Source organism: Streptomyces sp. NPDC057617 (genome assembly GCF_042800555.1).
GTDB lineage: Bacteria > Actinomycetota > Actinomycetes > Streptomycetales > Streptomycetaceae > Streptomyces.
Map to the genome: position 1 here is coordinate 1 of NZ_JBHVGV010000017.1, position 21,125 is coordinate 21,125.

Annotated in this window: 24 protein-coding genes and 3 tRNA genes; 5 read left to right on the forward strand and 22 right to left on the reverse strand. The window is 70.2% G+C overall.

The annotated features are described in order from the left end of the window. The 8 genes from ACFU9P_RS31170 to ACFU9P_RS31205 all read right to left on the reverse strand — a co-directional run. A partial coding sequence (locus tag ACFU9P_RS31170) for a UDP-N-acetylmuramate dehydrogenase (protein WP_384087330.1) occupies positions 1 to 686 on the reverse strand: 686 nt, incomplete at its 3' end. Positions 687 to 757: 71 nt separating this feature from the next. Then, a complete protein-coding gene (locus ACFU9P_RS31175) occupies positions 758 to 2,197 on the reverse strand; it encodes a DHA2 family efflux MFS transporter permease subunit (protein WP_384087334.1) in 1,440 nt (479 codons plus the stop codon). Between the two features lie 112 nt (positions 2,198 to 2,309). Next, positions 2,310 to 2,870 (reverse strand): TetR/AcrR family transcriptional regulator, encoded by a 561-nt coding sequence (locus tag ACFU9P_RS31180; RefSeq protein WP_384087336.1) that lies wholly within the window; start codon positions 2,868 to 2,870, stop codon positions 2,310 to 2,312. A gap of 190 nt (positions 2,871 to 3,060) precedes the next feature. After that, complete coding sequence (locus ACFU9P_RS31185) at positions 3,061 to 3,489, reverse strand: MaoC family dehydratase (RefSeq protein ID WP_376377874.1); 429 nt, start codon at positions 3,487 to 3,489, stop codon at positions 3,061 to 3,063. Between the two features lie 5 nt (positions 3,490 to 3,494). Next, on the reverse strand, positions 3,495 to 3,947 hold the full coding sequence (locus ACFU9P_RS31190; protein ID WP_376377872.1) for a MaoC family dehydratase N-terminal domain-containing protein: 453 nt from the start codon (positions 3,945 to 3,947) through the stop codon (positions 3,495 to 3,497). A gap of 108 nt (positions 3,948 to 4,055) precedes the next feature. Further along, on the reverse strand, positions 4,056 to 4,220 hold the full coding sequence (rpmG, locus tag ACFU9P_RS31195) for a 50S ribosomal protein L33 (RefSeq protein WP_003956487.1): 165 nt from the start codon (positions 4,218 to 4,220) through the stop codon (positions 4,056 to 4,058). Between the two features lie 92 nt (positions 4,221 to 4,312). Further along, positions 4,313 to 4,385: transfer RNA gene (locus ACFU9P_RS31200), tRNA-Met, on the reverse strand. 49 nt (positions 4,386 to 4,434) lie between these two features. Further along, positions 4,435 to 4,507 (reverse strand) — tRNA-Thr (locus ACFU9P_RS31205). 386 nt (positions 4,508 to 4,893) lie between these two features. Between ACFU9P_RS31205 and ACFU9P_RS31210 the strand changes: the two genes are divergently transcribed. Next, on the forward strand, positions 4,894 to 6,153 hold the full coding sequence (locus ACFU9P_RS31210) for an amidohydrolase family protein (RefSeq protein WP_376377869.1): 1,260 nt from the start codon (positions 4,894 to 4,896) through the stop codon (positions 6,151 to 6,153). A 152-nt stretch (positions 6,154 to 6,305) separates the two neighbouring features. Then, complete coding sequence (locus tag ACFU9P_RS31215; RefSeq protein ID WP_384087342.1) at positions 6,306 to 6,959, forward strand: SDR family oxidoreductase; 654 nt, start codon at positions 6,306 to 6,308, stop codon at positions 6,957 to 6,959. Positions 6,960 to 7,124: 165 nt separating this feature from the next. On the opposite strand, the gene ACFU9P_RS31220 is transcribed toward ACFU9P_RS31215, so the two are convergent. Further along, positions 7,125 to 7,206: transfer RNA gene (locus ACFU9P_RS31220), tRNA-Tyr, on the reverse strand. A 241-nt stretch (positions 7,207 to 7,447) separates the two neighbouring features. Between ACFU9P_RS31220 and ACFU9P_RS31225 the strand changes: the two genes are divergently transcribed. The 3 genes from ACFU9P_RS31225 to ACFU9P_RS31235 all read left to right on the forward strand — a co-directional run bounded on the left by ACFU9P_RS31225 (position 7,448) and on the right by ACFU9P_RS31235 (position 9,226). Further along, complete coding sequence (locus ACFU9P_RS31225; protein WP_376377863.1) at positions 7,448 to 7,936, forward strand: YajQ family cyclic di-GMP-binding protein; 489 nt, start codon at positions 7,448 to 7,450, stop codon at positions 7,934 to 7,936. Positions 7,937 to 8,066: 130 nt separating this feature from the next. Then, on the forward strand, positions 8,067 to 8,570 hold the full coding sequence (locus ACFU9P_RS31230; RefSeq protein WP_384087555.1) for a methylated-DNA--[protein]-cysteine S-methyltransferase: 504 nt from the start codon (positions 8,067 to 8,069) through the stop codon (positions 8,568 to 8,570). Then, positions 8,567 to 9,226: an alpha-ketoglutarate-dependent dioxygenase AlkB family protein gene (locus tag ACFU9P_RS31235; RefSeq protein WP_384087344.1), complete on the forward strand. Its 660-nt coding sequence runs from the start codon at positions 8,567 to 8,569 to the stop codon at positions 9,224 to 9,226. The genes ACFU9P_RS31230 and ACFU9P_RS31235 overlap by 4 nt, the downstream gene beginning before the upstream one ends. Before the next feature lie 16 nt (positions 9,227 to 9,242). On the opposite strand, the gene ACFU9P_RS31240 is transcribed toward ACFU9P_RS31235, so the two are convergent. The 13 genes from ACFU9P_RS31240 to ACFU9P_RS31300 all read right to left on the reverse strand — a co-directional run bounded on the left by ACFU9P_RS31240 (position 9,243) and on the right by ACFU9P_RS31300 (position 21,051). Beyond that, a complete protein-coding gene (locus ACFU9P_RS31240) occupies positions 9,243 to 9,512 on the reverse strand; it encodes a GlsB/YeaQ/YmgE family stress response membrane protein (RefSeq protein ID WP_376377857.1) in 270 nt (89 codons plus the stop codon). A gap of 252 nt (positions 9,513 to 9,764) precedes the next feature. Next, on the reverse strand, positions 9,765 to 10,157 hold the full coding sequence (locus tag ACFU9P_RS31245) for a YccF domain-containing protein (RefSeq protein WP_376377854.1): 393 nt from the start codon (positions 10,155 to 10,157) through the stop codon (positions 9,765 to 9,767). Beyond that, positions 10,154 to 11,017 carry a zinc metalloprotease HtpX gene (gene htpX / locus ACFU9P_RS31250; RefSeq protein WP_384087347.1) on the reverse strand — a complete coding sequence of 288 codons (864 nt, stop codon included), beginning with the start codon at positions 11,015 to 11,017 and terminating at the stop codon, positions 10,154 to 10,156. Before htpX ends, ACFU9P_RS31245 begins: the two co-directional genes overlap by 4 nt. Positions 11,018 to 11,225: 208 nt before the next feature. Beyond that, positions 11,226 to 12,794 carry an NADH-quinone oxidoreductase subunit N gene (locus tag ACFU9P_RS31255; RefSeq protein ID WP_384087350.1) on the reverse strand — a complete coding sequence of 523 codons (1,569 nt, stop codon included), beginning with the start codon at positions 12,792 to 12,794 and terminating at the stop codon, positions 11,226 to 11,228. Beyond that, complete coding sequence (locus ACFU9P_RS31260) at positions 12,791 to 14,356, reverse strand: NuoM family protein (protein WP_376377994.1); 1,566 nt, start codon at positions 14,354 to 14,356, stop codon at positions 12,791 to 12,793. The genes ACFU9P_RS31255 and ACFU9P_RS31260 overlap by 4 nt, the downstream gene beginning before the upstream one ends. 27 nt (positions 14,357 to 14,383) lie before the next feature. Further along, positions 14,384 to 16,390: an NADH-quinone oxidoreductase subunit L gene (locus ACFU9P_RS31265; RefSeq protein WP_384087353.1), complete on the reverse strand. Its 2,007-nt coding sequence runs from the start codon at positions 16,388 to 16,390 to the stop codon at positions 14,384 to 14,386. Continuing rightward, a complete protein-coding gene (nuoK, locus tag ACFU9P_RS31270; protein WP_384087356.1) occupies positions 16,387 to 16,740 on the reverse strand; it encodes an NADH-quinone oxidoreductase subunit NuoK in 354 nt (117 codons plus the stop codon). The genes ACFU9P_RS31265 and nuoK overlap by 4 nt, the downstream gene beginning before the upstream one ends. Beyond that, positions 16,740 to 17,372, reverse strand: a complete 633-nt coding sequence (locus ACFU9P_RS31275; RefSeq protein ID WP_384087359.1) for an NADH-quinone oxidoreductase subunit J — start codon at positions 17,370 to 17,372, stop codon at positions 16,740 to 16,742. The genes nuoK and ACFU9P_RS31275 overlap by 1 nt, the downstream gene beginning before the upstream one ends. Beyond that, positions 17,369 to 18,004: a NuoI/complex I 23 kDa subunit family protein gene (locus ACFU9P_RS31280; RefSeq protein ID WP_376377837.1), complete on the reverse strand. Its 636-nt coding sequence runs from the start codon at positions 18,002 to 18,004 to the stop codon at positions 17,369 to 17,371. The genes ACFU9P_RS31275 and ACFU9P_RS31280 overlap by 4 nt, the downstream gene beginning before the upstream one ends. After that, a complete protein-coding gene (locus ACFU9P_RS31285) occupies positions 18,004 to 18,972 on the reverse strand; it encodes a complex I subunit 1 family protein (protein WP_217307129.1) in 969 nt (322 codons plus the stop codon). The genes ACFU9P_RS31280 and ACFU9P_RS31285 overlap by 1 nt, the downstream gene beginning before the upstream one ends. Next, positions 18,969 to 20,003, reverse strand: a complete 1,035-nt coding sequence (locus ACFU9P_RS31290; RefSeq protein WP_384087363.1) for an NADH-quinone oxidoreductase subunit C — start codon at positions 20,001 to 20,003, stop codon at positions 18,969 to 18,971. Before ACFU9P_RS31290 ends, ACFU9P_RS31285 begins: the two co-directional genes overlap by 4 nt. Further along, positions 20,003 to 20,668 carry an NADH-quinone oxidoreductase subunit B gene (locus ACFU9P_RS31295; protein WP_384087366.1) on the reverse strand — a complete coding sequence of 222 codons (666 nt, stop codon included), beginning with the start codon at positions 20,666 to 20,668 and terminating at the stop codon, positions 20,003 to 20,005. Before ACFU9P_RS31295 ends, ACFU9P_RS31290 begins: the two co-directional genes overlap by 1 nt. Beyond that, on the reverse strand, positions 20,659 to 21,051 hold the full coding sequence (locus tag ACFU9P_RS31300; protein ID WP_046497846.1) for an NADH-quinone oxidoreductase subunit A: 393 nt from the start codon (positions 21,049 to 21,051) through the stop codon (positions 20,659 to 20,661). Before ACFU9P_RS31300 ends, ACFU9P_RS31295 begins: the two co-directional genes overlap by 10 nt. Positions 21,052 to 21,125 lie beyond the last annotated feature (74 nt).

Sequence of the window (21,125 nt, forward strand, 5' to 3'; positions counted from 1 at the left end):
GGGTCCAGCACCATGCCCTTGCCGGCCCGCAGCTTCAGCACGGTGTCCCGGGCGACGGCGGCGGGGACGCGGTCGCCGGGCTCGACACCGAGGGCGCGGGCCGTCTCGGCGTACTTGAGCGGGGCGGAGAGCCCGCCCGCGTCCTCCAGCGCGAAGCGGACCCGCAGGACGACATAGCGCTCGGGGTGCTCCTTGAAACGGCTGTGGCGGTACGAGAAGGCGCACTCGGCGTTGGTGAGCGTGACGGGGGCGCGCGTGGCGCGGTCGTAGGCGACGACCTCGGTGATGGTGCTGGACACCTCCTGGCCGTACGCCCCGACGTTCTGGATGGGGGTGGCACCGGCCGAACCGGGGATGCCGGCGAGGCATTCGACGCCCGCCAGGCCCGCTTCGACGGTACGGGCGACCGCGTCGCTCCAGATCTCGCCGGCCGCCAGCTCCAGCGCGGTGCCGTCGAGGGCGAAGCCCTGGGTGGCGATGCGCAGGGCGGTGCCCTCGAAGCCTCGGTCCCCGATGACCAGATTGCTGCCGCCGCCGATGATCAGGAGCGGGGTGCCGGCCGCGTCGGCCTGCCGTACGACGGCGATGACCTCGTCGTCGGTGGTGGCCGTGACGAGGCGGGTCGCGGGGCCGCCGAGCCGGAAGGTGGTGAGGGGGGCGAGGGGCGCGTTGTGGAGTTCCTGCACGGGACAAGACTACGGGCCGTCGCGATCGCGGGTGCGATTGCAACGGCCCGCAGTCCGGGCTGGGTGTCGGGTCAGGCGGCGGCGGGCTCGTACTCCTTCGCCTCCTTCGCTCCCTCCCCGGCCGGGGCCGTCCCCCGCGCGCGGCGCCCCGGGATGAGCAGGGCGGTCAGCGCCGCGAGCGCCACCGCGCCGGAGCCGATCCAGAGCGCGGGGACGGTGCCGTCGACGAATGCGTCGCCGGACTCGTATCCCCCTTGTGCCGCGAAGACCGCGCCGAGAATCGCGACCCCGAGCGCTCCGCCGACCTCGCGCAGGGCGTTGTTGGCGCCGGAGGCGATGCCCTGTTCCGCCGGGCGGACGCTGGACATGACCAGGCTGGCGGCCGGGGCGAAGTACATCCCCATGCCGATACCGCTGATGATCAGCGCGGGAAGCTGCGCCGAGTAGGCCACCCCCGGCTCGATGACCAGCGCGAACCAGCCGAGGCCGATGGCCTGGAGCGCCAGTCCGGTCGCGACGACAGGACGGCCGCCGATACGGTCGGACACCACACCGGCGATCGGCGAGACGAGCAGGGGCATCGCCGTCCAGGGGAGCATCCGCACACCGGCCTCGGTGGGCGAGTAGCCGAGGACGCCCTGGAGGAACTGGCTGAGCAGGAAGATCGAGCCGAACATACCGAGGAACATCAGCAGGCTCGCCGCGTTGATCCCGGTGAAGGCACGGCTCGCGAAGAGACGCATGGGCAGCATGGCGTCCGGGCGGCGCAGGCCGTGGAACACGAAGGCCACGAGCAGCGCCGTCCCCGCGAACAGACCGAGCAGGACGGTGGCGCTGGTCCAGCCGTCGGCGTTGGCGTTGACCAGGGCGTAGACGATGCCGAAGAGACCGGCGCTGATCAGGACGGTACCGGGGACGTCGAGCCGGGCGCCGGGGCCGTGCGATTCCTTGAGGCGCAGCCGGGCGAGCGGCAGCAGGGCCAGGCCTATCGGCACGTTCAGCCAGAAGATCCAGTCCCAGGAGAAGTGCTCGGTGAGACTTCCGCCGACGAGCGGGCCACTGGCGACAGCGAGACCGGTGATGGCTCCGAAGATCCCGAGGGCCGCGCCACGCCGTTCCGCGGGTACGGCGGCGGTGAGCAGGGTGAGGGCGAGCGGCATCATGATCGCCGCGCCGACGCCCTGGACGGCACGCGCGGCGATCAGCGCGTCGATACCGGGCGAGAGGGCCGCGGCGGCGGAGGCGCCGGTGAAGATCGTCAGGCCGGTGAGGAAGAGCCTGCGGCGGCCGAACCGGTCGCCGAGGGCCGCCCCGAACATGAGGAGCACCGCGAAGGTGAGCGTGTACGCGTTCACCGTCCACTCCAGGTCCTCCAGCGCGCCGCCGAGGTCCTCGCGGATGGAGGGCAGGGCGGTGGTGACGACGAGGTTGTCCAGGGCGGCCATGAAGCTGGCGGCACCGGTGATGACAAGGGCCCAGGCGGCGGAGCCGCGGGCTGCTGACTGGGGCATCGCTCTCTCTTTCAGGTTAGTTATGGATGACTAACTTTTCGGCACAGAAGATCGGCACAGAAGAAGGGCACGCGGACAGGGACGTGCGAGCAGGGAGCGGGGGGCGCGCGGCTCAGCCGTCGACAGGCCGAGCCGAATCGTAGAAACCGGACCAGACTCGGTCACCGGCCGGGAAGCCCAGCGAGACAAGGGTGTTGATCAGCATTCCGTACGCCAGGAAGCTGGTGGTCTCGTCGACGTCCGCCCCCAGCGCGAGATGGACCATGTCCCAGAGCACCAGCCAGCCGGCCCGTACGGAATCGCCGAAGGCGTGGTCGCCCGCGGCCTCGGCGGACGCCACCGCGACATACATCTGCATCTGCATGTGCAGCTTTTCGGGATCGTCGGCGATGAGCTTCCGGTACGCATTGGCCATGGAATGGAGGGCCGCTTCACCCTCCAGCCCCTCGGACGCCCGTTCGAGGACACGGATGGTGTCCGCGAGACAGCGCTGGGAGGCGGCGAGGAAGATGGCCTCCTTGTTCGGGAAGAGGCGGAAGAGGTACGGCTGGGAGACCCCGACCCGGCGGGCGATCGCCTCCGTGGAGGTGCCGTTGTATCCGGAGCGGGCGAACTCGGTGACCGCCGCGCGGATGACGCTTTCGCGCCGCTCTTCTGCGCTCATCCTGACCATGCGAGTAGGTTATTGACTACTCACTAACTCTGTCAACCGCCGGTATGCGCACGGCCCCCGCGTAAGGGGCGCCTGCAATGGCCGACGCCCCTTACCTACGCGCTGTGATGCACGCTCGCGTGATGTGCTTTTTCCGTACCCGGCGCGCACGTACGCGGTGTGCACGTACGCGGTGTGCCGCCACCACCGCTCAGGCGAGACGCACAACCGCGCGGGACATCCCCAGCACCTTCTGGCCCGCGCTCATGGCCGTCAGATCCACCCGGACCCGGCTGTCGTCCAGCTTGGCCGCGACCTTGGCGCTGACCTCGACCAGCGCGCCCTTGTCGTCATTGGGCACCACGACGGGCTTGGTGAAGCGGACACCGTACTCGACGACGGCCCCCGGGTCGCCGACCCAGTCGGTCACCACACGGATCGCCTCGGCCATGGTGAACATGCCGTGCGCGATGACGTCCGGGAGACCGACCTCCTTGGCGAACTTCTCGTTCCAGTGGATCGGGTTGAAGTCCCCCGACGCACCCGCGTACCGCACCAGCGTCGCCCGCGTGACGGGGAAGCTCTGCGCGGGCAGTTCCGTACCGACCTCGACCTCGTCGTAACCGATCTTCGCGGTCATCGGTCTCATGCCTCCCCGGCGGCCCGCGCCACCAGCTTCGTCCACGCGGTCACGACATGCTCGCCGGCCTCGTCGTGCACTTCGCCCCGTACGTCGATGATGTCGTTCCCGGCGAGGGACTTGATCGTCTCGATGGTCGAGGTGACGGTCAGCCGGTCCCCCGCCCGTACGGGACGGGTGTACGCGAACTTCTGGTCGCCGTGCACCACCCGGCTGTAGTCCAGGCCCAGCTGCGGATCCGCGATGACATCGCCCGCCGCCTTGAAGGTGATCGCGAACACAAACGTCGGCGGGGCGATCAGATCGCTGTAACCAAGCGCCTTGGCAGCCTCGGGGTCGGTGTACACCGGATTGGGGTCGCGCACCGCCTCGGCGAACTCGCGGATCTTCTCCCGGCCGACCTCGTACGGCTCGGTGGGGGGATAGCTCCGCCCCACGAAGGACTGATCGAGCGCCATGGACTCGCTCCCTCCTGATGGATGTGACCACTACACAACGGCACTGGGGCCGCTACAAACGACACGAGGCCGTCCCCCAGTGGGGACGGCCTCGCATACGAGCCTGATTCAGCGCGTTTCGCGGTGCGCGGTGTGCGAGTTGCAGCGCGGGCAGTGCTTCTTCATCTCAAGACGGTCCGGGTTGTTACGCCGGTTCTTCTTGGTGATGTAGTTCCGCTCCTTGCACTCCACGCAGGCCAGCGTGATCTTCGGGCGGACGTCGGTGGCAGCCACGTGAGTGCTCCTTGGACGGACAACGGATGAACAGATGAACGCAGAAAAGAGTAGCCGATCGAAGGACCGACCCCACAATCGGCTACTGTGTGTAGCGGTGACCGGACTTGAACCGGTGACACAGCGATTATGAGCCGCTTGCTCTACCGACTGAGCTACACCGCTGCGATGTTGGATCTCCTCGCCCGGACGGGCGAGGATCACCGAACATCTGAGCCCCAATACGGAATCGAACCGTAGACCTTCTCCTTACCATGGAGACGCTCTACCGACTGAGCTATTGGGGCGAGCGATGAAGACATTACACGGTCGATTGCCGTTCGCCCAAATCCGTTTCCCAGCCACATTCCCGGCTCCGGCCCGGTCTCGCCGCTGTCTCCTCGCTGTCCCGTCACTGTTCCGGCACTGTTCCGGTGACGCTGTGTCCGCGGGCTCCTCAGCAGCCCGTCAGCGGCCCGTCGTTGATCCCTCCCGGCACTTCTCCGGACTCCCGTCCCAGGCGCCTCGGCCGTCCCTGGATGCTCATGGGCCTCCGGGCGGGCGCGCCGGTACGACTATTGCGCTCCTCCTCGAAGCACGGCGGAGCCGCCCCTAGGCTCGACTCACGCTGCGCGGGCTCGCCGCGATGCCCGTACGCCCGAGCCCGCCCAGGAAAGTCCCGACCAGGAGCCCGATGCCCGACAGCCAGCCGCAGCCGCCCGGCGGTGCCACGGCCGATCCCGCCGCGCTGGTGCTCTGCGGCGCCCGTCTCACCGACGGCCGTACCGTCGACGTACGGCTCAGCGGGGGCCGGATCGAGGCCGTGGGCACGGCCGGCAGCCTCGGTGCGCACGGCACCCGGGTGGATCTCGCCGGTTATCTGCTGCTCCCCGCCCCCGCAGAACCGCACGCCCACAGCGACACCGCGCTCACCGCGCCCGCCTGCGACGGACCGGTGTCGTACGCCCCTGAGGACGTCCAGCGGCGTGCCACCGAGGCCACCCTGCTCCAGCTCGGACACGGCGCGACCGCGCTGCGTTCGCACGTACGGATCGGGGACGCGCAGGAACTCGGCCGGATGGAGGCGGTCCTCCAGGCCCGGCGCTCGCTGCGCGGCCTCGGCGATCTGACCGCCGTCGCCGTGCCGCGGCTGCTGACGGGGCTCGCGGGCGCCGATGGGCTCGCGATGCTGCGGGACGCGGTGAAGATGGGCGCGGGGGTGGTGGGCGGCTGCCCTGATCTCGATCCTGATCCGGCGGGGTATGTGGAGGCCGTGCTGGGGGTCGCCGCCGAGCATGGCTGTCCGGTCGATCTGCATACGGACGGTGACAATCCGGCGCGGCTCGCCCGGCTGGCGGCGATGGCCGGCGGGATGCGGCCCGGTGTGACGCTCGGGCCGTGCGCGGGGCTGGCCCGGCTGCCGGCCGAGGTGGCGGCCCGGGCGGCCGCCCAGTTGGCGGCGGCCGGGGTCACGGTCGTCTGCCTGCCGCAGGGCGGCTGCGGCGGGGTCGAACGCGGCGGCCCCGAGCAGCGCGGCGTCGCCCCCGTATCCCTGCTGCGCGCGGCCGGGGTCCGGGTCACGGCGGGCAGTGGGGCGCTGCGGGACGTGTCGAATCCCGTGGGGCGCGGGGATCCCCTGGAGGCCGCGTATCTGCTGGCTTCGCAGTCCGGGATGCGGGCGGCGGACGCGTACGACGCGGTGAGCGCGGCGGCGCGGGCGGCGATGGGGCTGCCGGAGGTACGGGTGGAGGCGGGCTTTCCCGCGGAGCTGCTGGCGGTGCGCGGGGAGCGGATCGCGGACACGCTGTCGCTGGCGTACAGCAGGATCGTGATCCACCGGGGGCGGGTGGTGGCGCGGACGAGCGCGGTACGGGAGTACTGCGACACGGCGGCGACGGTCGCGCTGGAACTCCCGCGCCAGGGCCGCTCCGACCCGGCGCACGGCGGTCCTTGACGGGAGCGGGGGCCGGTGCGGGGAGCGGGGTCTGCGCGAGGAGCGGGGTCTGTACGGGGAGCAGGGGCGGGGTCCACGCGGCGGCCGACGGTGGGGGGTGGCGCGGCCGGCTCGCCCGGACGGTCATGTCCATCCGGCGTACGGTCGTGACCATGCGAATTGTGATCGCCGGAGGACATGGTCAGATCGCGCTACGGCTGGAGCGGCTGCTCGCCGGGCGCGGAAACGAGGTCGCGGGGATCATCCGCGACCCGGATCAGGCGGAGGATCTGCGGACGGCCGGCGCCGAACCGGTCGTCCTGGACCTGGAGTCGGCCTCGGTCGACGAGGTCGCCGCGGTCTTGGAGGGCGCGGACGGCGCGGTGTTCGCGGCGGGCGCGGGCAGCGGGAGCGGCGCGGCACGCAAGGACACGGTGGACCGCGCCGCGGCGGTCCTCTTCGCGGACGCGGCGGAGCGCGCCGGCGTACGGCGCTATCTCCTCGTCTCCTCGATGAGCGCGGACCCGGATCACCGCGGGGACGCGGTCTTCGACGCGTATCTGCGCGCGAAGGGCAAGGCAGAGGTGTACGTACGGTCCAAGTCGGACCTCGACTGGACGATCCTGCGCCCGGGGATGCTGACGAACGACGCGGGCACCGGCCTTGTCCGGCTCGCTGAGTCGGTGGCGCGCGGCGCGGTGCCGCGCGACGATGTGGCGGCGGTCCTCGCGGAACTCCTGGACACCCCGGCCACGACGGGCCTCACCCTGGAACTGACCGGTGGACAGACCCCGGTGGCCGAGGCCACGAAGACGGCCGCGGGCTGAGCCGAGGCCGAGCCGCGCAACGGCGTTCTCAACTCCCCGGTCGGCCGGGCTTGTTCGGCGCTGAGTTGGGCCTGCGGGTCGCGGGCCCCCATGACACGGTCCATGACACACAAGATGGCCCCTGGCCTGCGTTTCCGCAGATCAGGGGCCATCTCTCTTATCGCGTGGCGGCGCCAGGATTCGAACCTGGGTAGGCTAAGCCGACGGATTTACAGTCCGCTCCCATTGGCCACTCGGGCACACCGCCATGGGATGTCGCTGCCGACCGGGCGGGCCGCTGTTGGGCGGTGCTCCGTGGCAACGACGTAAACGATACCCGATGCCCAGGGGTGCTCCGCCACCCGATTGATCAGCGCTCCGGGCGGGTGCGGGTGACTAGGCTTTACGGCAGCGACCGGCGATGTCCGGCCGCTCAGCGAGCATGCGACGAGCACCCGATGTGCACCCGGCGAGCACCCGGGCCGCACCGATACAAGGAGCCACAGGACATGGCCGACTCCAGTTTCGACATCGTCTCGAAGGTCGAGCGGCAGGAGGTCGACAACGCCCTCAACCAGGCCGCGAAGGAAATCTCTCAGCGTTACGACTTCAAGAACGTCGGAGCCTCCATCGGCTGGTCCGGCGAGAAGATCCTGATGGAGGCGAACTCGGAGGAGCGGGTCAAGGCGATCCTCGATGTCTTCCAGTCGAAGCTGATCAAGCGCGGGATCTCCCTGAAGGCACTGGACGCCGGCGAGCCCCAGCTCTCCGGCAAGGAGTACAAGATCTTCGCCTCGATCGAGGAGGGCATCTCCCAGGACAACGCCAAGAAGGTCGCGAAGATCATCCGCGACCAGGGCCCCAAGGGGGTCAAGGCCCAGGTGCAGGGCGACGAGCTGCGGGTCAGCTCGAAGAGCCGCGACGACCTCCAGACGGTGATCGCGCTGCTGAAGGGCCAGGACTTCGACTTCGCCCTCCAGTTCGTGAACTACCGGTGACGGGCTGATCCGACCCGCACGGTGGTGTCCGAATTCCGCCAGCTTTGCGGGCTCCGGAGGCAGAGACTCGTCACTGAGGCACCGAAAGAAACTGAAGAACACGGTGCGAGGAGAGGAGCGAGTCATGGCTGTGACCGTGTACACGACGATCGGCAGTCCGCTGGGCGAACTGCTGCTGGTCGGCCGGGAGTCCGCCACCGCCAAGGGCGGTGTCGCGCTGGCCTCGGTCTCCCTGCCGGGGCAGAAGGGCGCGGCCGTCGTCCAGGACGGCTGGGTCCGGGCGCCCGAGGCTTTCGAGGAGATCGCCGGGCAGTTCAGGGCGTATTTCGACGGGACGCTGACGCGGTTCGACCTGGAGTACGTGGACGGCGGTACGGACTTCCAGCGGCGGGTCTGGCGGGCGCTGGACGCCATTCCGTACGGCAAGACCGTGACGTACGGGCAGATCGCCGAGCGGGTCGGCTCCTCCGGGGCCGGGGTGCGGGCGGTGGGTACCGCGATCGGGCGGAATCCTTTGCTGGTCGTACGACCGTGCCATCGCGTGATCGGCGCCGATGGAGCGCTGCGCGGGTACGCCGCCGGGCTGGCGCGCAAGGAGCGCCTCCTCGGTCTGGAGGGTGCTCTCGTGTCATGAGCGGAGAACTGTTCCCGAGGCCGCGGGCGGTCATCGCGCCCGGGGCCGTGCATGTCCCCGACTGGCTGTCGGAGGAACGGCAGCGGGAGCTGGTGGGCGCCTGCCGCGAGTGGGCCCGCGGGCCGGTGCCGATCCGGCACACGGTGCTGCCGAACGGCGGTGTCATGTCCGTACAGACCGTCTGTGTGGGCTGGCACTGGCAGCCGTACACGTACACCCGTACCGCCGGGGATGTGAACGGGGCCCGGGTCGCCGAGTTCCCCGACTGGCTCGTACAACTGGGGCGTGCCGCGCTCACCGAGGCGTACGGCGATCCGTCGGCCGGTGCGGCGTACACCCCGGACACCGCGCTGATCAACTTCTATGAGGGCGGCGCGAAGATGGGGATGCACCAGGACAAGGACGAGAAGTCCGACGCCCCGGTGGTGTCCCTGAGCATCGGCGACCGGTGTGTGTTCCGCTTCGGCGGTACGGAGAACCGGGGGCGGCCGTACACCGATGTGGAACTCTCCTCCGGTGACCTCTTCGTCTTCGGAGGAGCCTCCCGCTTCGCGTACCACGGCGTGCCCAGGGTCTTCCCCGGTACGGCCGATCCGGCGACCGGCCTGCGCAGTGGGCGGCTGAACATCACCCTGCGGGAGACGGGCCTCGGCTGAGACCTGTCCGGCGGGGTCAGCGGGACCGGGAGTGGCCGAAGAGGAGCCGGTATATGACGAGCAGGACAAGCGCCCCGCCGATGGCGGCACCCCAGGTCGCCCCGTCATAGAAATCCGCGGATATGGGCCGGTCGAGCCACCGGGCCGAGATCCAGCCCCCGATGAAGGCGCCAGCGATACCGATGACCGTCGTGCCGATCAGCCCGCCGGGGTCGCGGCCGGGAAGCAAAATCTTGGCGATGGCTCCGGCGATCAGTCCGAGAATGATCCAGCCGAGAATGCTCATACGCTGAACCTGCCTTTCGTGCTGTTGCCCCTCAGGACGCCGGGGAAGCCGGGCGTGGTTGCGGCACGGCTGCCGAGAACGGCAGCGGTGGCTCGGCGCACGGCGTACCCACCACGCTCATACCCCCGCGGGCGCACGGCAGTGGCGGACGTCGGTAACTGCTCGATCTCGGTCATGGGTTCATGGTGGCCCACGGCACCGACAGCCCGCCCGCCCTGTGGATAACTCCGTACCGCACGCCCCCGATCGGGGTCAGCGCACCCCGAACCGCTGGTCGGTGGGCACGATTTCCTTGCCGAGCGGCATCAGCGAGATCGGGATCAGCTTGAAGTTGGCGAAGCCCAACGGGATTCCGATGATGGTCACGCACAGCGCGATGCCCGTAAGGACATGGCCGAGGGCGAGCCACCAGCCCGCCAGGATCAGCCACAGCACATTGGCGACGCACGACGGTGCCCCGGCGCCGGGCCGTTCGACCGCGGTGTAGCCGAACGGCCACAGCGCGAAGAGACCGATACGGAAGGCGGCCACGCCGAACGGAATTCCGATGATCGTCACGCACAGCAGCACGCCCGCCAGCAGATACCCGAGGCACATCCAGAAGCCGCAGAGAACGAGCCAAATGATGTTGAGGATTGTCTTCATGGTCGGCGACCTGCCATCTGTTCCAGTCGGGCGATGCGCTCCGCCATCGGCGGGTGCGTCGAGAACAGTTTCGCGAACCCCTGTCCCGGGCGGAAGGGATTCGCGATCATCATGTGGCTGGCGGTCTCGATACGCGGCTCGGGCGGCAGCGGGAGCTGTCTCGTCCCCGCCTCCAGCTTCCGCAGCGCGCTCGCCAGGGCGAGCGGATCGCCGGTGATCTGCGCGCCCGAGGCATCCGCCTCGTACTCCCGCGACCGGCTCACCGCGAGCTGGATGACCGTGGCCGCGAGGGGCCCCAGGATCATGATCAGGAGAAACCCGACGATGCCGGGCCCGTCATCGTCGTCGGAGCGACCCACCGGGATGAGCCAGGCGAAGTTCACCAGGAACATGACGACCGAGGCGAGGGCTCCCGCGACCGAGGAGATCAGGATGTCGCGGTTGTAGACATGGCTCAGTTCATGGCCGAGGACCCCGCGCAGCTCGCGCTCGTCGAGTATCTGGAGGATCCCTTCCGTACAGCAGACGGCGGCATTACGGGGATTGCGGCCCGTGGCGAACGCGTTGGGGGCCTGGGTCGGTGAGATGTACAGCCGCGGCATGGGCTGGCGGGCTGCCGTCGACAGCTCGCGGACGATGCGGTAGAGCTGCGGCGCCTCGAACTCGCTGACGGGGCGGGCGCGCATGGCGCGCAGCGAGAGCTTGTCGCTGTTCCAGTAGGCGTACGCATTGGTGCCGATGGCCACGACAAGCGCGACGATCAGGCCCGTACGGCCGAAGACGCTGCCGATCCCGATGATGAGTGCGGACAGTCCCCCGAGGAGTACGGCGGTCCTCAACCCGTTGTGCCGGCGGTGCACGGTACGCCCTCCAGGTCGTGCGGCAGGGGAACCCTTTTCTGGTGCTTCTCCACTCTCCAGTGGACCCTTCCGTACTGGTCAACGCCAGGCGAGCGGTGCGGGTTCCCTTGCGCGCGCGGACCCGGGCGTACGCCGTCCGGGTGGCGGCGCACGGAGGAGAGCGGTGTGACGGGACGGGGTTCGTGGTCCCGGTGGTGTCCGGCCGGTCTCAGAAGAGGCCGGTGGCGGCGAAGCGCAGCACCAGTTGGGGCGCTCCTGAGAGGGCGAGCGCGGCCACGGCGGTCAGGGCGATGGCCGTGGTGAGGGCTGCCGGGGCGGGGCGTATGACCAGTTCCCCCGGCCCTGAGGGCTCGCCGGTGACGCCTGTGGGGGTGCTCTCGGGGGTGCCCTCCGGGGCGCGGAACAGGGCCGCCGTCCACTGGAGGTAGTAGTAGAGCGCGATCACGACATTGACGGCCATGACGACCGCCAGCCAGCCGAGCCCCGCGTCGACGGCCGTCGAGAAGACGGTGACCTTGGCGAACAGGCCGATGATGCCGGGCGGCAGCCCCGCCAGGCAGAGCAGGAAGAAGCCCATCGCAAGGGCGACGACCGGCCGCTGGGAGGCGAGGCCCCGGTAGTCGGAGAGGCGGTTCAGCGGCTTCGTACGCGTCACCAGAACGACGACAGCGAAAGCACCCAGGTTGACGATGGCGTACATCAGGGCGTACGCGACGGTCGATCCGATCCGCGCCGTGTCCGCGTACCCCGCGGCCGCGATCGGCACCAGGAGGTAGCCGGCCTGGCCGACGGACGACCAGGCGAGCAGCCGTACGGCACTCCCCGCGCGCGTGGCCGACTGGCGGAGCGCCGCGGTGTTTCCGACGGTCATGGTGAGCGCGGCGAGCACGGCGAGGACCGGACCCCAGACATGCGCGTACGAGGGGAAACCGATGACGGTCACCAGGATGAGGCCCGAGAAGCCGACCGCCTTGCCGACGACGGAGAGATACGCGGCGATGGGCAGCGGCGCGCCCACATAGGTGTCGGGGACCCAGAAGTGGAAGGGCGCCGCGGCCGCCTTGAAGGCGAACCCGACCAGGGTCAGAGCGACGCCCGCCGTGGCGAGGGTGCCCAGTTGGGCGGGGACGCCGCCGTCCAGCCGCGCGGCGGCCTGAGTGAGGTGGAGGGTGCCGGTCGCCGCGTACACGAAGCTGACGCCCAGAAGCATCACGGCGGTCGCCGTGACCGAGGAGAGGAAGAACTTCAGCGCGGCCTCGGAGGAGCGCCGGTCGCCGCGCCTCAGTCCCACCAGCGCGAAGGCGGGCAGGGAGGCGACTTCGAGTGCGACGACCAGGGTGGCGAGATCGCGCGAGGCGGGCAGCAGGGCGGCGCCGGCCGCGGAGGCGAGCAGCAGAAACCAGTACTCCCCTACGGGGAGTTCCCGGATACCGCTGAGCGAGAGCAGCGCGGTGAGCAGCGCCCCGCCGAGCACCAGGAACTGGATGACCAGAGCGAAGTGGTCGGCGGTGTAGCTGCACACCGCGGGGTCGGCGGGGAGACAGAAGGTCGAGCGGTCACCGTCGCGCAGCGGCAGCAGCGTAAGGAGGGCGGCGACCAGACCGGTGATCGTCAGGGCTCCGAGGAGCGGTTTGCGGTGCTCCGGTACGAAGAGATCGGCGACCAGCACGACCAAGGCGGCCACCGCCGTGATGGTGGGGGGCGCGATTGCGAGCCAGTCGATGGACTGGACGAGGCCGGCGGCGCTCGCTGTGTTCCCGGCGGCGGCCACGGTCACGACTTGCCTCCTGCGAGAAGCTGCTGCACGGCGGGGTCGGTGAGACCGAGGAGGGCCGCGGGCCAGAGTCCGGCGAGCACGGTCAGGGCGACGAGCGGGGTCCAGGCGGCGAATTCGTACGTCTGGACATCGGCGAGATGCGGCGCTTCCAGCGGTTTGACGCCCATACAGACCCGGCGTACGACAATCAGCAGATACGCGGCGGTGAGCAGGGTGCCGAAGCCCGCGATCACCATGAAGGTGAGGAAGGCGGGGCGGCTCAGCCCGTCCGCGGGGTCGAATGCGCCGAACATCGTGAGCATCTCGCCCCAGAATCCGGCGAGTCCGGGCAGTCCGAGCGAGGCGACGGCCGCGAAGGCGAGCAGAGCGCCGAGGCGGGGCGCGCGGCCGTAGAGCGCGGCTCCGGTGGCGCCGGCGAGGGTGTCCAGGTCGGCGGTGCCGTACCGGTCCTTGACCGCTCCGACCAGGAAGAACAGCAGGCCGGTGATCAGACCGTGGGCGATGTTGGCGAAGAGCGCGCCGTTGACGCCGGTGGGGGTCATGGTCGCGATGCCGAGCAGGACGAAACCCATGTGGCCGACGGATGAGTAGGCGATCAGCCGTTTGAGATCGCCGCCCGCGCCCTTCCCGGCGAGTGCGAGACAGGCGAGGGATCCGTAGACGATGCCGACGACGGCGAAGGCCGCGAGGTACGGCGCGAAGATCCGCAGCCCGTCCGGGGCGATGGGCAGGACGATACGGACGAATCCGTACGTACCCATCTTGAGCAGAACACCGGCGAGAAGTACGGAACCGACGGTCGGGGCGGCGGTGTGGGCGTCCGGCAGCCAGGAGTGCAGCGGCCACATCGGAGTCTTCACAGCGAGCCCGACACCGATCGCCAGAACGGCGATGACCTGCACGGATGTACTCAGACCCCGGCCGTTGTCAGTGGCGAGTGCCACCATGTCGAATGTGCCTGCGCGAAGCCCGATGAGCAGCAGGCCGAGCAGCATGACCACGGAACCGAGCAGTGTGTAGAGGATGAACTTCCAGGCGGCGGCCTGCCTGCCGCCGGTGACTCCTTCCGATCCGCCCCAGCGGGCGATCAGGAAGTACATCGGGATCAGCACCGTCTCGAAGGCCAGGAAGAAGAGGATCAGATCGAGGACGGCGAAGGTGGCCAGCGTGCCGGACTCGAGGACGAGCAGCAGGGCGACGAATGCCTTCGGCGAAGGGCCGGCGGGCAGCTTGAAGTAGCTGTAGAGCGCGCAGAGGAAGGTCAGCAGCGCGGTCAGGACCAGAAGGGGGAGTGAGATGCCGTCGATGCCGAGATGGATCCGGATGTCCAGTGCCGCGATCCAGCTCACGTCCGTCGTGGCCTGCATCCTCGACGGGTGGTCGTGGTCGAAGCCGAGTGCCAGGACGATCGCGGCGATGAGGATGACGCCGGTCACGATCACGCCGTGGCGCAGCACGGCCTGGTCGGGGCTCTTGCCCCGCAGTCCGGGCGGGGCCGGGAGGAGCGCGGCCACAGCGCCGATGAGCGGCCCGGCGACGATCAACGCGAGAAGGAACTGCATCACGGACTCACTGATATCGATCACGGCTCACGCTCCGGCGGCGACGAGTACGGCGGCGACGGCCAGGACGACGGAGCCGGCGAGCAGGGCGCTCACATAGGTCTGCACATTGCCGGTCTGCGCACGGCGTACGGCGGCGCCGAGCCAGCGGGTGCCGGTGCCCGCTCCGCGTACGTAGGTGTCGACGACCTCGCGGTCCAGGAAGCGGACCAGCTGGGCGGCGGCCAGGACGGGCCGCACGAACAGGCGGTGGTAGACGGCGTCGAGATGGAAGCCGGTCGCGGCGTGGCGATGGAGCGGGCCCAGCAGCAGACGGCTCGGGTCGGCCGGGTCGGGGGCCGTCGCGGGAGAGCCGTAGACACGGGTGTGGATCTCCATGGCCTCCACCTCGGCGAGGGCGGGCTCGGCGTCCGGGTGGGCGATGACGGCGTCGATCGGGGTGCGGGCCGCGAGCGCCGTGGTGTGGCGCCAGCAGCCGTAGGTGACCAGACCGCCGACGAGGACGACTCCGGTGCCGAGGACGGAGGTGGTGAGGTTCGGGGCGAGGCTGTGGCCGTCGAACCATTCGGGGAGATAGCCGACGGCCAGGCCGAGGCCGATGGAGGGAATGGCCAGCACCCAGAGGACGGCGTTCATGGCGAGGGGCTGCCTGCCGTGGTCGGGGGCCTCCGCGCCACGGCCGCGGAAGGTCAGCAGCCACAGGCGGGTGGCGTAGGCGGCGGTGAGGAGGGCGGTGATCAGTCCGGCGATCAGCACCGTCCAGCCGGCGGCCCCTGGGCCGTTGCCGTACTCGCCGAGGGCGGCGTGCTCTGCGGCGACGAGGACCGATTCCTTGGAGAAGAAGCCCGCGAAAGGAGGGATCGCGGCGAGGGCGAGCAGGGCGACCGCCATCGTCCAGTAGGCGTCGGGGATGCGCCGGGGCAGGCCGCTCATACGGGACATGGCGGCCAGCGAGTTGGTGCCGGCCGCATGGATGATCACGCCGGCGCCGAGGAAGAGGAGGGCCTTGAAGACTCCGTGCGCGAGGAGGTGGAAGACGGCCGCGCCGCGGTCGCCGACGGCCAGGGCGCCCGACATATAGCCGAGTTGGCCGATGGTCGAGTAGGCGAGGACCCGCTTGATGTCGTCCTGGGCGAGGGCGGCGAGCGCCGAGCCGACCATGGTGACCGCGGCCAGCGCGCCCAGGGTCACCATCGCGGCCGCGGAGGCGGCGAAGACCGGAAGGAGCCGGGCCACGAAGTAGATACCGGCGGCGACCATCGTCGCGGCATGGATGAGCGCGGAGACGGGCGTGGGGCCCGCCATCGCGTCGGGCAGCCAGGTGTGCAGCGGGAACTGGGCGGACTTGCCGGCCACGCCCGCGAGCAGCAGCAGCGCGACCAGGGTGGGGTGGTCCAGGCCGCCGCTCGTGACGGCGTTCAGGATGCCGGTGATCCGGAACGTACCGGCGTCGGCGGCGAGTGCGAACAGGCCGAACAGGAAGGGGACATCGCCGAGTTTGGTGACCAGGAAGGCCTTGAGGGAGGCGGCGCGTGCCTCGGGGGTCTCCCAGTAGTGGCCGACGAGGAAGTACGAGCAGATGCCCATGACCTCCCAGCCGACCAGCAGCACCATCAGGTCGCCGGAGTAGACGACGAGCAGCATCGCGGAGGTGAAGAGGGAGACGAGAGCCGCGTACGAGGGGTAGCGGGCGTCGCCGCGCAGATAGCCGGTCGAGTAGATCTGCACGCACGACGCGACGACACCGACGAGTACGGCGGCCAGAGCGGCGAAACCGTCGATGAACAGGGCGAGGTCGATGGGGACCGAGCCGGTGGGGGTGAAGCGGGTCGCGGCTTCCAGCGGCGCCGTACCGCCGCCGGAGCCACCGCCCTGGCGTACGGCCACGACGATGGCGAGGGCGGCGGCGGCCAGGGTGGGCAGGACGGCGAGGGGGCGTACGAAACCGGGTGAGGTGCGGCCGAGGAGCAGTCCCGCGACCGCGCCGAGGAACGGAAGCAACGGAACGAGGACGGCGAGGGTCGTGGTGTTCACGCGATGACCTCGGCCTTCTCCGCCGCCGGGGCGTCGGGCTCCGCTCGCTCGGCGGTATCGCGGAGGCGGTCGACGGCCGAGCTGCCGCGGTTGCGGTAGACCATCAGGACGATCGCCAGGCCGATGCCGATCTCCGCGGCGGCGATGGCGATGACGAAGAGAGTGAGGGCCTGGCCGGTGTGCAGGGTGTCGCGGATCCAGACGTCGAAGGCGACGAGATTGAGGTTGACGGCGTTGAGCATCAGCTCGACGGACATCAGGACGAGGATCGCGTTGCGGCGGGCGAGCACTCCGTACAGCCCGGTGCAGAACAGGAGGGCCGCGAGCACGGCGGGATAGGCGAGATGCATCAGCGCTGCTCCTTACCGCTGCCGCCGGGGGTGCCGCTGCCGCCCTTGGCCGCGTTGTCGTCCTTCGCCACGCCACCGCTCTTGCGGGACAGGACGATCGCGCCGACGAGTGCGGCCAGCAGAAGAACGGAGAGGGCTTCGAAGGGCAGCACCCAGTTCCGGAACAGGAACCGTCCCGACACCTCGGTGGAGCCCTGGGCCGGACCGTCCAGGTCGATCCAGGTCGTACGGAACGCGTCGACGACCACCCACACCAGGGCGGCGGCCGCGGCGAGGGCCACCGCGAGCGCGACCGGGCGGTTGCCCGAATCGGCGTCCGGGGAGCGGCCGATGGGCGCCTTGGTGAGCATCAGACCGAAGAGAAGGAGGACCACGACGGAACCGATATAGATGAGGACCTGCACCCAGGCGATGAACTCCGCCGTCAGCAGCAGATATTCGACGGCCAGGCCGCCGAGCGCCATGACCAGCCAGAGGGCCGCGTGCACCAGTTGGCGGGTGGTGACGGTGACCATGGCCGCGCCGAGGGTGACCAGGCCGACGAGCAGGAAGGTGATCTCGACGCCGGTCGGTGAGAGGAAGCCGCGTTCGGCCGCCGCGGTGGCGGTCGCCGCCGTCGCTGCGAGGCTCACTCGCCGGCCTCCTGTCCCGGTCGCCGGCCGTCACCGTCGCCCTGCGCCGACCGGCCCGGGCCGTCCTGGTCCTGGCCGTCCTGTTCCTGGCCGTGCTGGTCCTGGCTCTGGGCGGCGGCGAGTTTCTCGGCAGTCTTGCGGGCCGCGGTGATCTCCTTCGGCTCCTCCGCGCCCGGGTCCAGCGCGGGCGGCGCCGGCACCGTCCACATCCACTCGCGGAGCCGATCCCGCTCATGGGTGAGGTCACGGATGTCGGTCTCCGCGTACTCGAACTCCGGCGACCAGAACAGCGCGTCGAAAGGACACACCTCAATGCAGATACCGCAGTACATGCAGAGGGCGAAGTCGATGGCGAAGCGGTCGAGGACATTGCGGCTGCGCTCGCGGCCCCCGGGGACCGCGGCGGGCACGGTCTCCTTGTGGGAGTCGATATAGATGCACCAGTCGGGGCACTCACGGGCGCAGAGCATGCAGACCGTGCAGTTCTCGTCGAACAGCGCGATCACGCCCCGGCTGCGGGGCGGGAGTTCGGGCTGCGCCTCGGGGTACTGCGCGGTGACGGACTTCCTCGTCATCGTCCGCAGGGTGACGGCCAGGCCCTTGGCCAGGCCCGAACCGGGGATCGGGGACACTAGTCGATCGCCACCTTCACGATGCCGGTGAGCGCGATCTGCGCGAGAGCGAGCGGGATGAGTACGGTCCAGGCGAGCCGCTGGAGCTGGTCCTCGCGCAGCCGCGGATAGCTCACCCGCAGCCAGATGACGGCGAAAGCGAGGACGGCCACCTTGAGGAGCGTCCAGACCCAGCCGAGGCTGTCGGCACCGAACGGGCCGTGCCAGCCGCCCAGGAAGAGGACGGTGGTCAGTGCGCAGAGGATGACGATCCCCGCGTACTCGGCGAGAAGGAACAGAGCGAAGCGCAGACCGGTGTATTCGGTGTAGGCGCCGAAGATGATCTCGGAGTCGGCGACGGGCATGTCGAAGGGAGGGCGCTGGAGTTCGGCGAGGCCCGCCACGAAGAAGACCAGGGCACCGACGATCTGCCAGGGCAGCCACCACCACTCGAAGGCGTCGAGGATGCCGGGGAGCGAGACGGTACCGGCGGCCATCGCGACCGAGGCGGCGGCGAGCAGCATCGGCAGCTCGTACGCGAGGAGTTGAGCGGCGGTCCGCAGTCCGCCGAGAAGGGAGAACTTGTTGGCCGAGGCCCAGCCCGCCATGAGCGAGCCGAGCACACCGACGCCCATCACGGCGAGGACGAAGAAGATGCCCGCGTCCACGACCTGGCCGACCGCGCCCTCGCCGGGGCCGACCGGGATCACGACCAGGACGAGCAGGTACGGGAGGAGGGCGACGGCGGGGGCGAGCTGGAAGATACGGCGGTCGGCGTCGGCCGGGACCACATCCTCCTTCTGTACGAACTTCACACCGTCGGCGATGAGCTGCGCCCAGCCGTGGAAGCCGCCCGCGTGCATGGGGCCGAGGCGGCCCTGCATATGGGCCATCACCTTGTGTTCGGTCTGCCCGACCACAAGGGGGAGGACCAGGAACACGGCGAAGACGACGACCAGCCGGAGGGCGACGTCGAGTACGTCGTTCACGCGTCTCCTCCGGGACGGTCGTTCTCAGCGGGGTCACTCCCGGGACGGCCGTTCTCGGGACGACCGCTCTCGGGCTGATCGCTCTCGGGCTGATCGCTCTCCGGGCGGGGCTTGTGCCACGGGGCGTCCGGGGTCGGCGGGGTGGTCGGCGGGGTCCCGCCCCGCTGGGACGCGGAGCCCTCCCCCGCGCTGCGCGACCGGCGCGCCGGTCCGGTGCCCGGTGCCTCCGCCGGCCCTGTGCCGCCGTCCTCGGTGCGGGCGGGACGGCTCGCCGAGCCTTCCGACGCGCTCCGCGTACGGCGTACGGGACGGTCGCCGGAAGCGCGAGCACCACGCGCCGGGGCCGCGGGGAGCTGCCCCTTGAGGGGGCCCCACTCGTTGGGGTCGGGTACGCCGGGCGGGAGCATCTGGCGGCGCTTGGGGCCGCCGTGTTCGGATTCCCCCGGCTCCTTGGCGCCCGGCCATGCCTTGACGACGCGGGCCGCGAGGACGAAGTCCTTGCGCAGCGGGTGGCCTTCGAAGGTCTCGGGAAGAAGGAGGGGGACCAGGTTCGGGTGGTCGGTGAAGGAGACGCCGAACATCTCGTGCGTCTCGCGTTCGTGCCAGCCCGCGCCCGCGTAGACGCCGACGGCCGTGGGCAGGACGGCCGCCTCGTGCGGAACGGTCGTACGGACGAGCAGGCGGCGGACCGTACGGGCCGTACCGCCGGCCAGGGCGACGACGTGGGCGCAGACGCGGAAGCCCGTGCCCGGTTCGTCGACGGCGCTCAGCCAGTCGAAGTAGGTGCAGCCGAGCCGGTCGCGGGCGGTTTCGAGGGCGGCGGTCCAGGAGGTGGCGGGGACGTCGACCGTGAGCAGGTCGTACGCCCGCTCGGCCGTGGCGTCCTCGCCGAAGATCTCGGCGACGGCGTCAGGGAGCCGGTCGTAAGCAGCCGCCGCGTCCCCGGCGCCGGGACCGTCCGCGCCCTGAGCCTCGCGCTCCTGCCGGTCCTGGCCGTCCGCGTCCCCCGGATTCCGTCCGTCGGCGGCCATCAGGCGCCCTCCCCCGGTGTCGGCGGAGCGGGGACCAGACCGCTGCGCAGGGCAGCGGGCGAGGGGCGGCCGGCCGAGGCGTAGCGCTCGCCGAGCGACTCGCGGGCGATCTTCTCCTGGAGCTTCAGGATGCCTTGGAGCAGCGCCTCGGGCCGGGGCGGGCAGCCCGGCACATAGACATCGACGGGGATGACCTGGTCGACGCCCTTCGTCACGGAGTACGAGTCCCAGTACGGGCCGCCGCAGTTCGAGCAGGCTCCGAAGGAGATCACGTACTTGGGCTCGGGCATCTGCTCGTACAGCCGCTTCACCGCGGGAGCCATCTTGTCGGTGACCGTGCCCGAGACGACCATCAGATCGGCCTGGCGCGGCCCCGGTGCGAAGGGGATCACCCCGAGCCGGATGAAGTCGTGCCGGGACATGGAAGCGGCGATGAACTCGATCGCGCAGCAGGCGAGACCGAAGTTGAAGACCCAGAGGCTGTAGCGGCGGCCCCAGTTGAGGACCACCTTCATGGGCTTGGGGGCCAGCCGGGAGAGCACCCCCAGCCGGCTGGGCTCCGGCAGCATCTGAGGCTCGGCCCCGGAACCGGCTGCGGGCCCGATCCCGGACTCGGACCCGGAAGCGGAATCAGCAGCGAACGCCGAGGCAGGGGTCACGTCCATTCCAGGACGCCCTTCTTCCATGCGTAGAGCAGTCCCACGGCCAGGAAGCCGAGGAAGACGAACATCTCGACCAGCGTCGTGGCACCGTACCCGGGCGCGGCGAAGACGGTCGCCCACGGGAACAGGAAGATCGAGTCGACCGCGAAGATCACATAGAGGAAGGCATAGACGTAGTAGCGGACCTGGGTGTGCGCCCAGCCCTCACCGACCGGATCCACTCCGCATTCGTATGTGAGCAGCTTCTCCGGCGTCGGCACCACCGGCCGCAGCAGCCGACCCGCGCCGAAGGCCACGGCGACGAACAGCACACCGACGACCGCGAGCAGCCCGACCACCGAATAGCTCTGGAAGTAGTCCGCCGCGAGAACGGTCGATCCCGACACGTCCGCCCCTCGCTCCCTGACCTCGTAGCAGTTTTTCTCGACGATCTGTACGGACGGGAGTCTAGGCCCTGTTA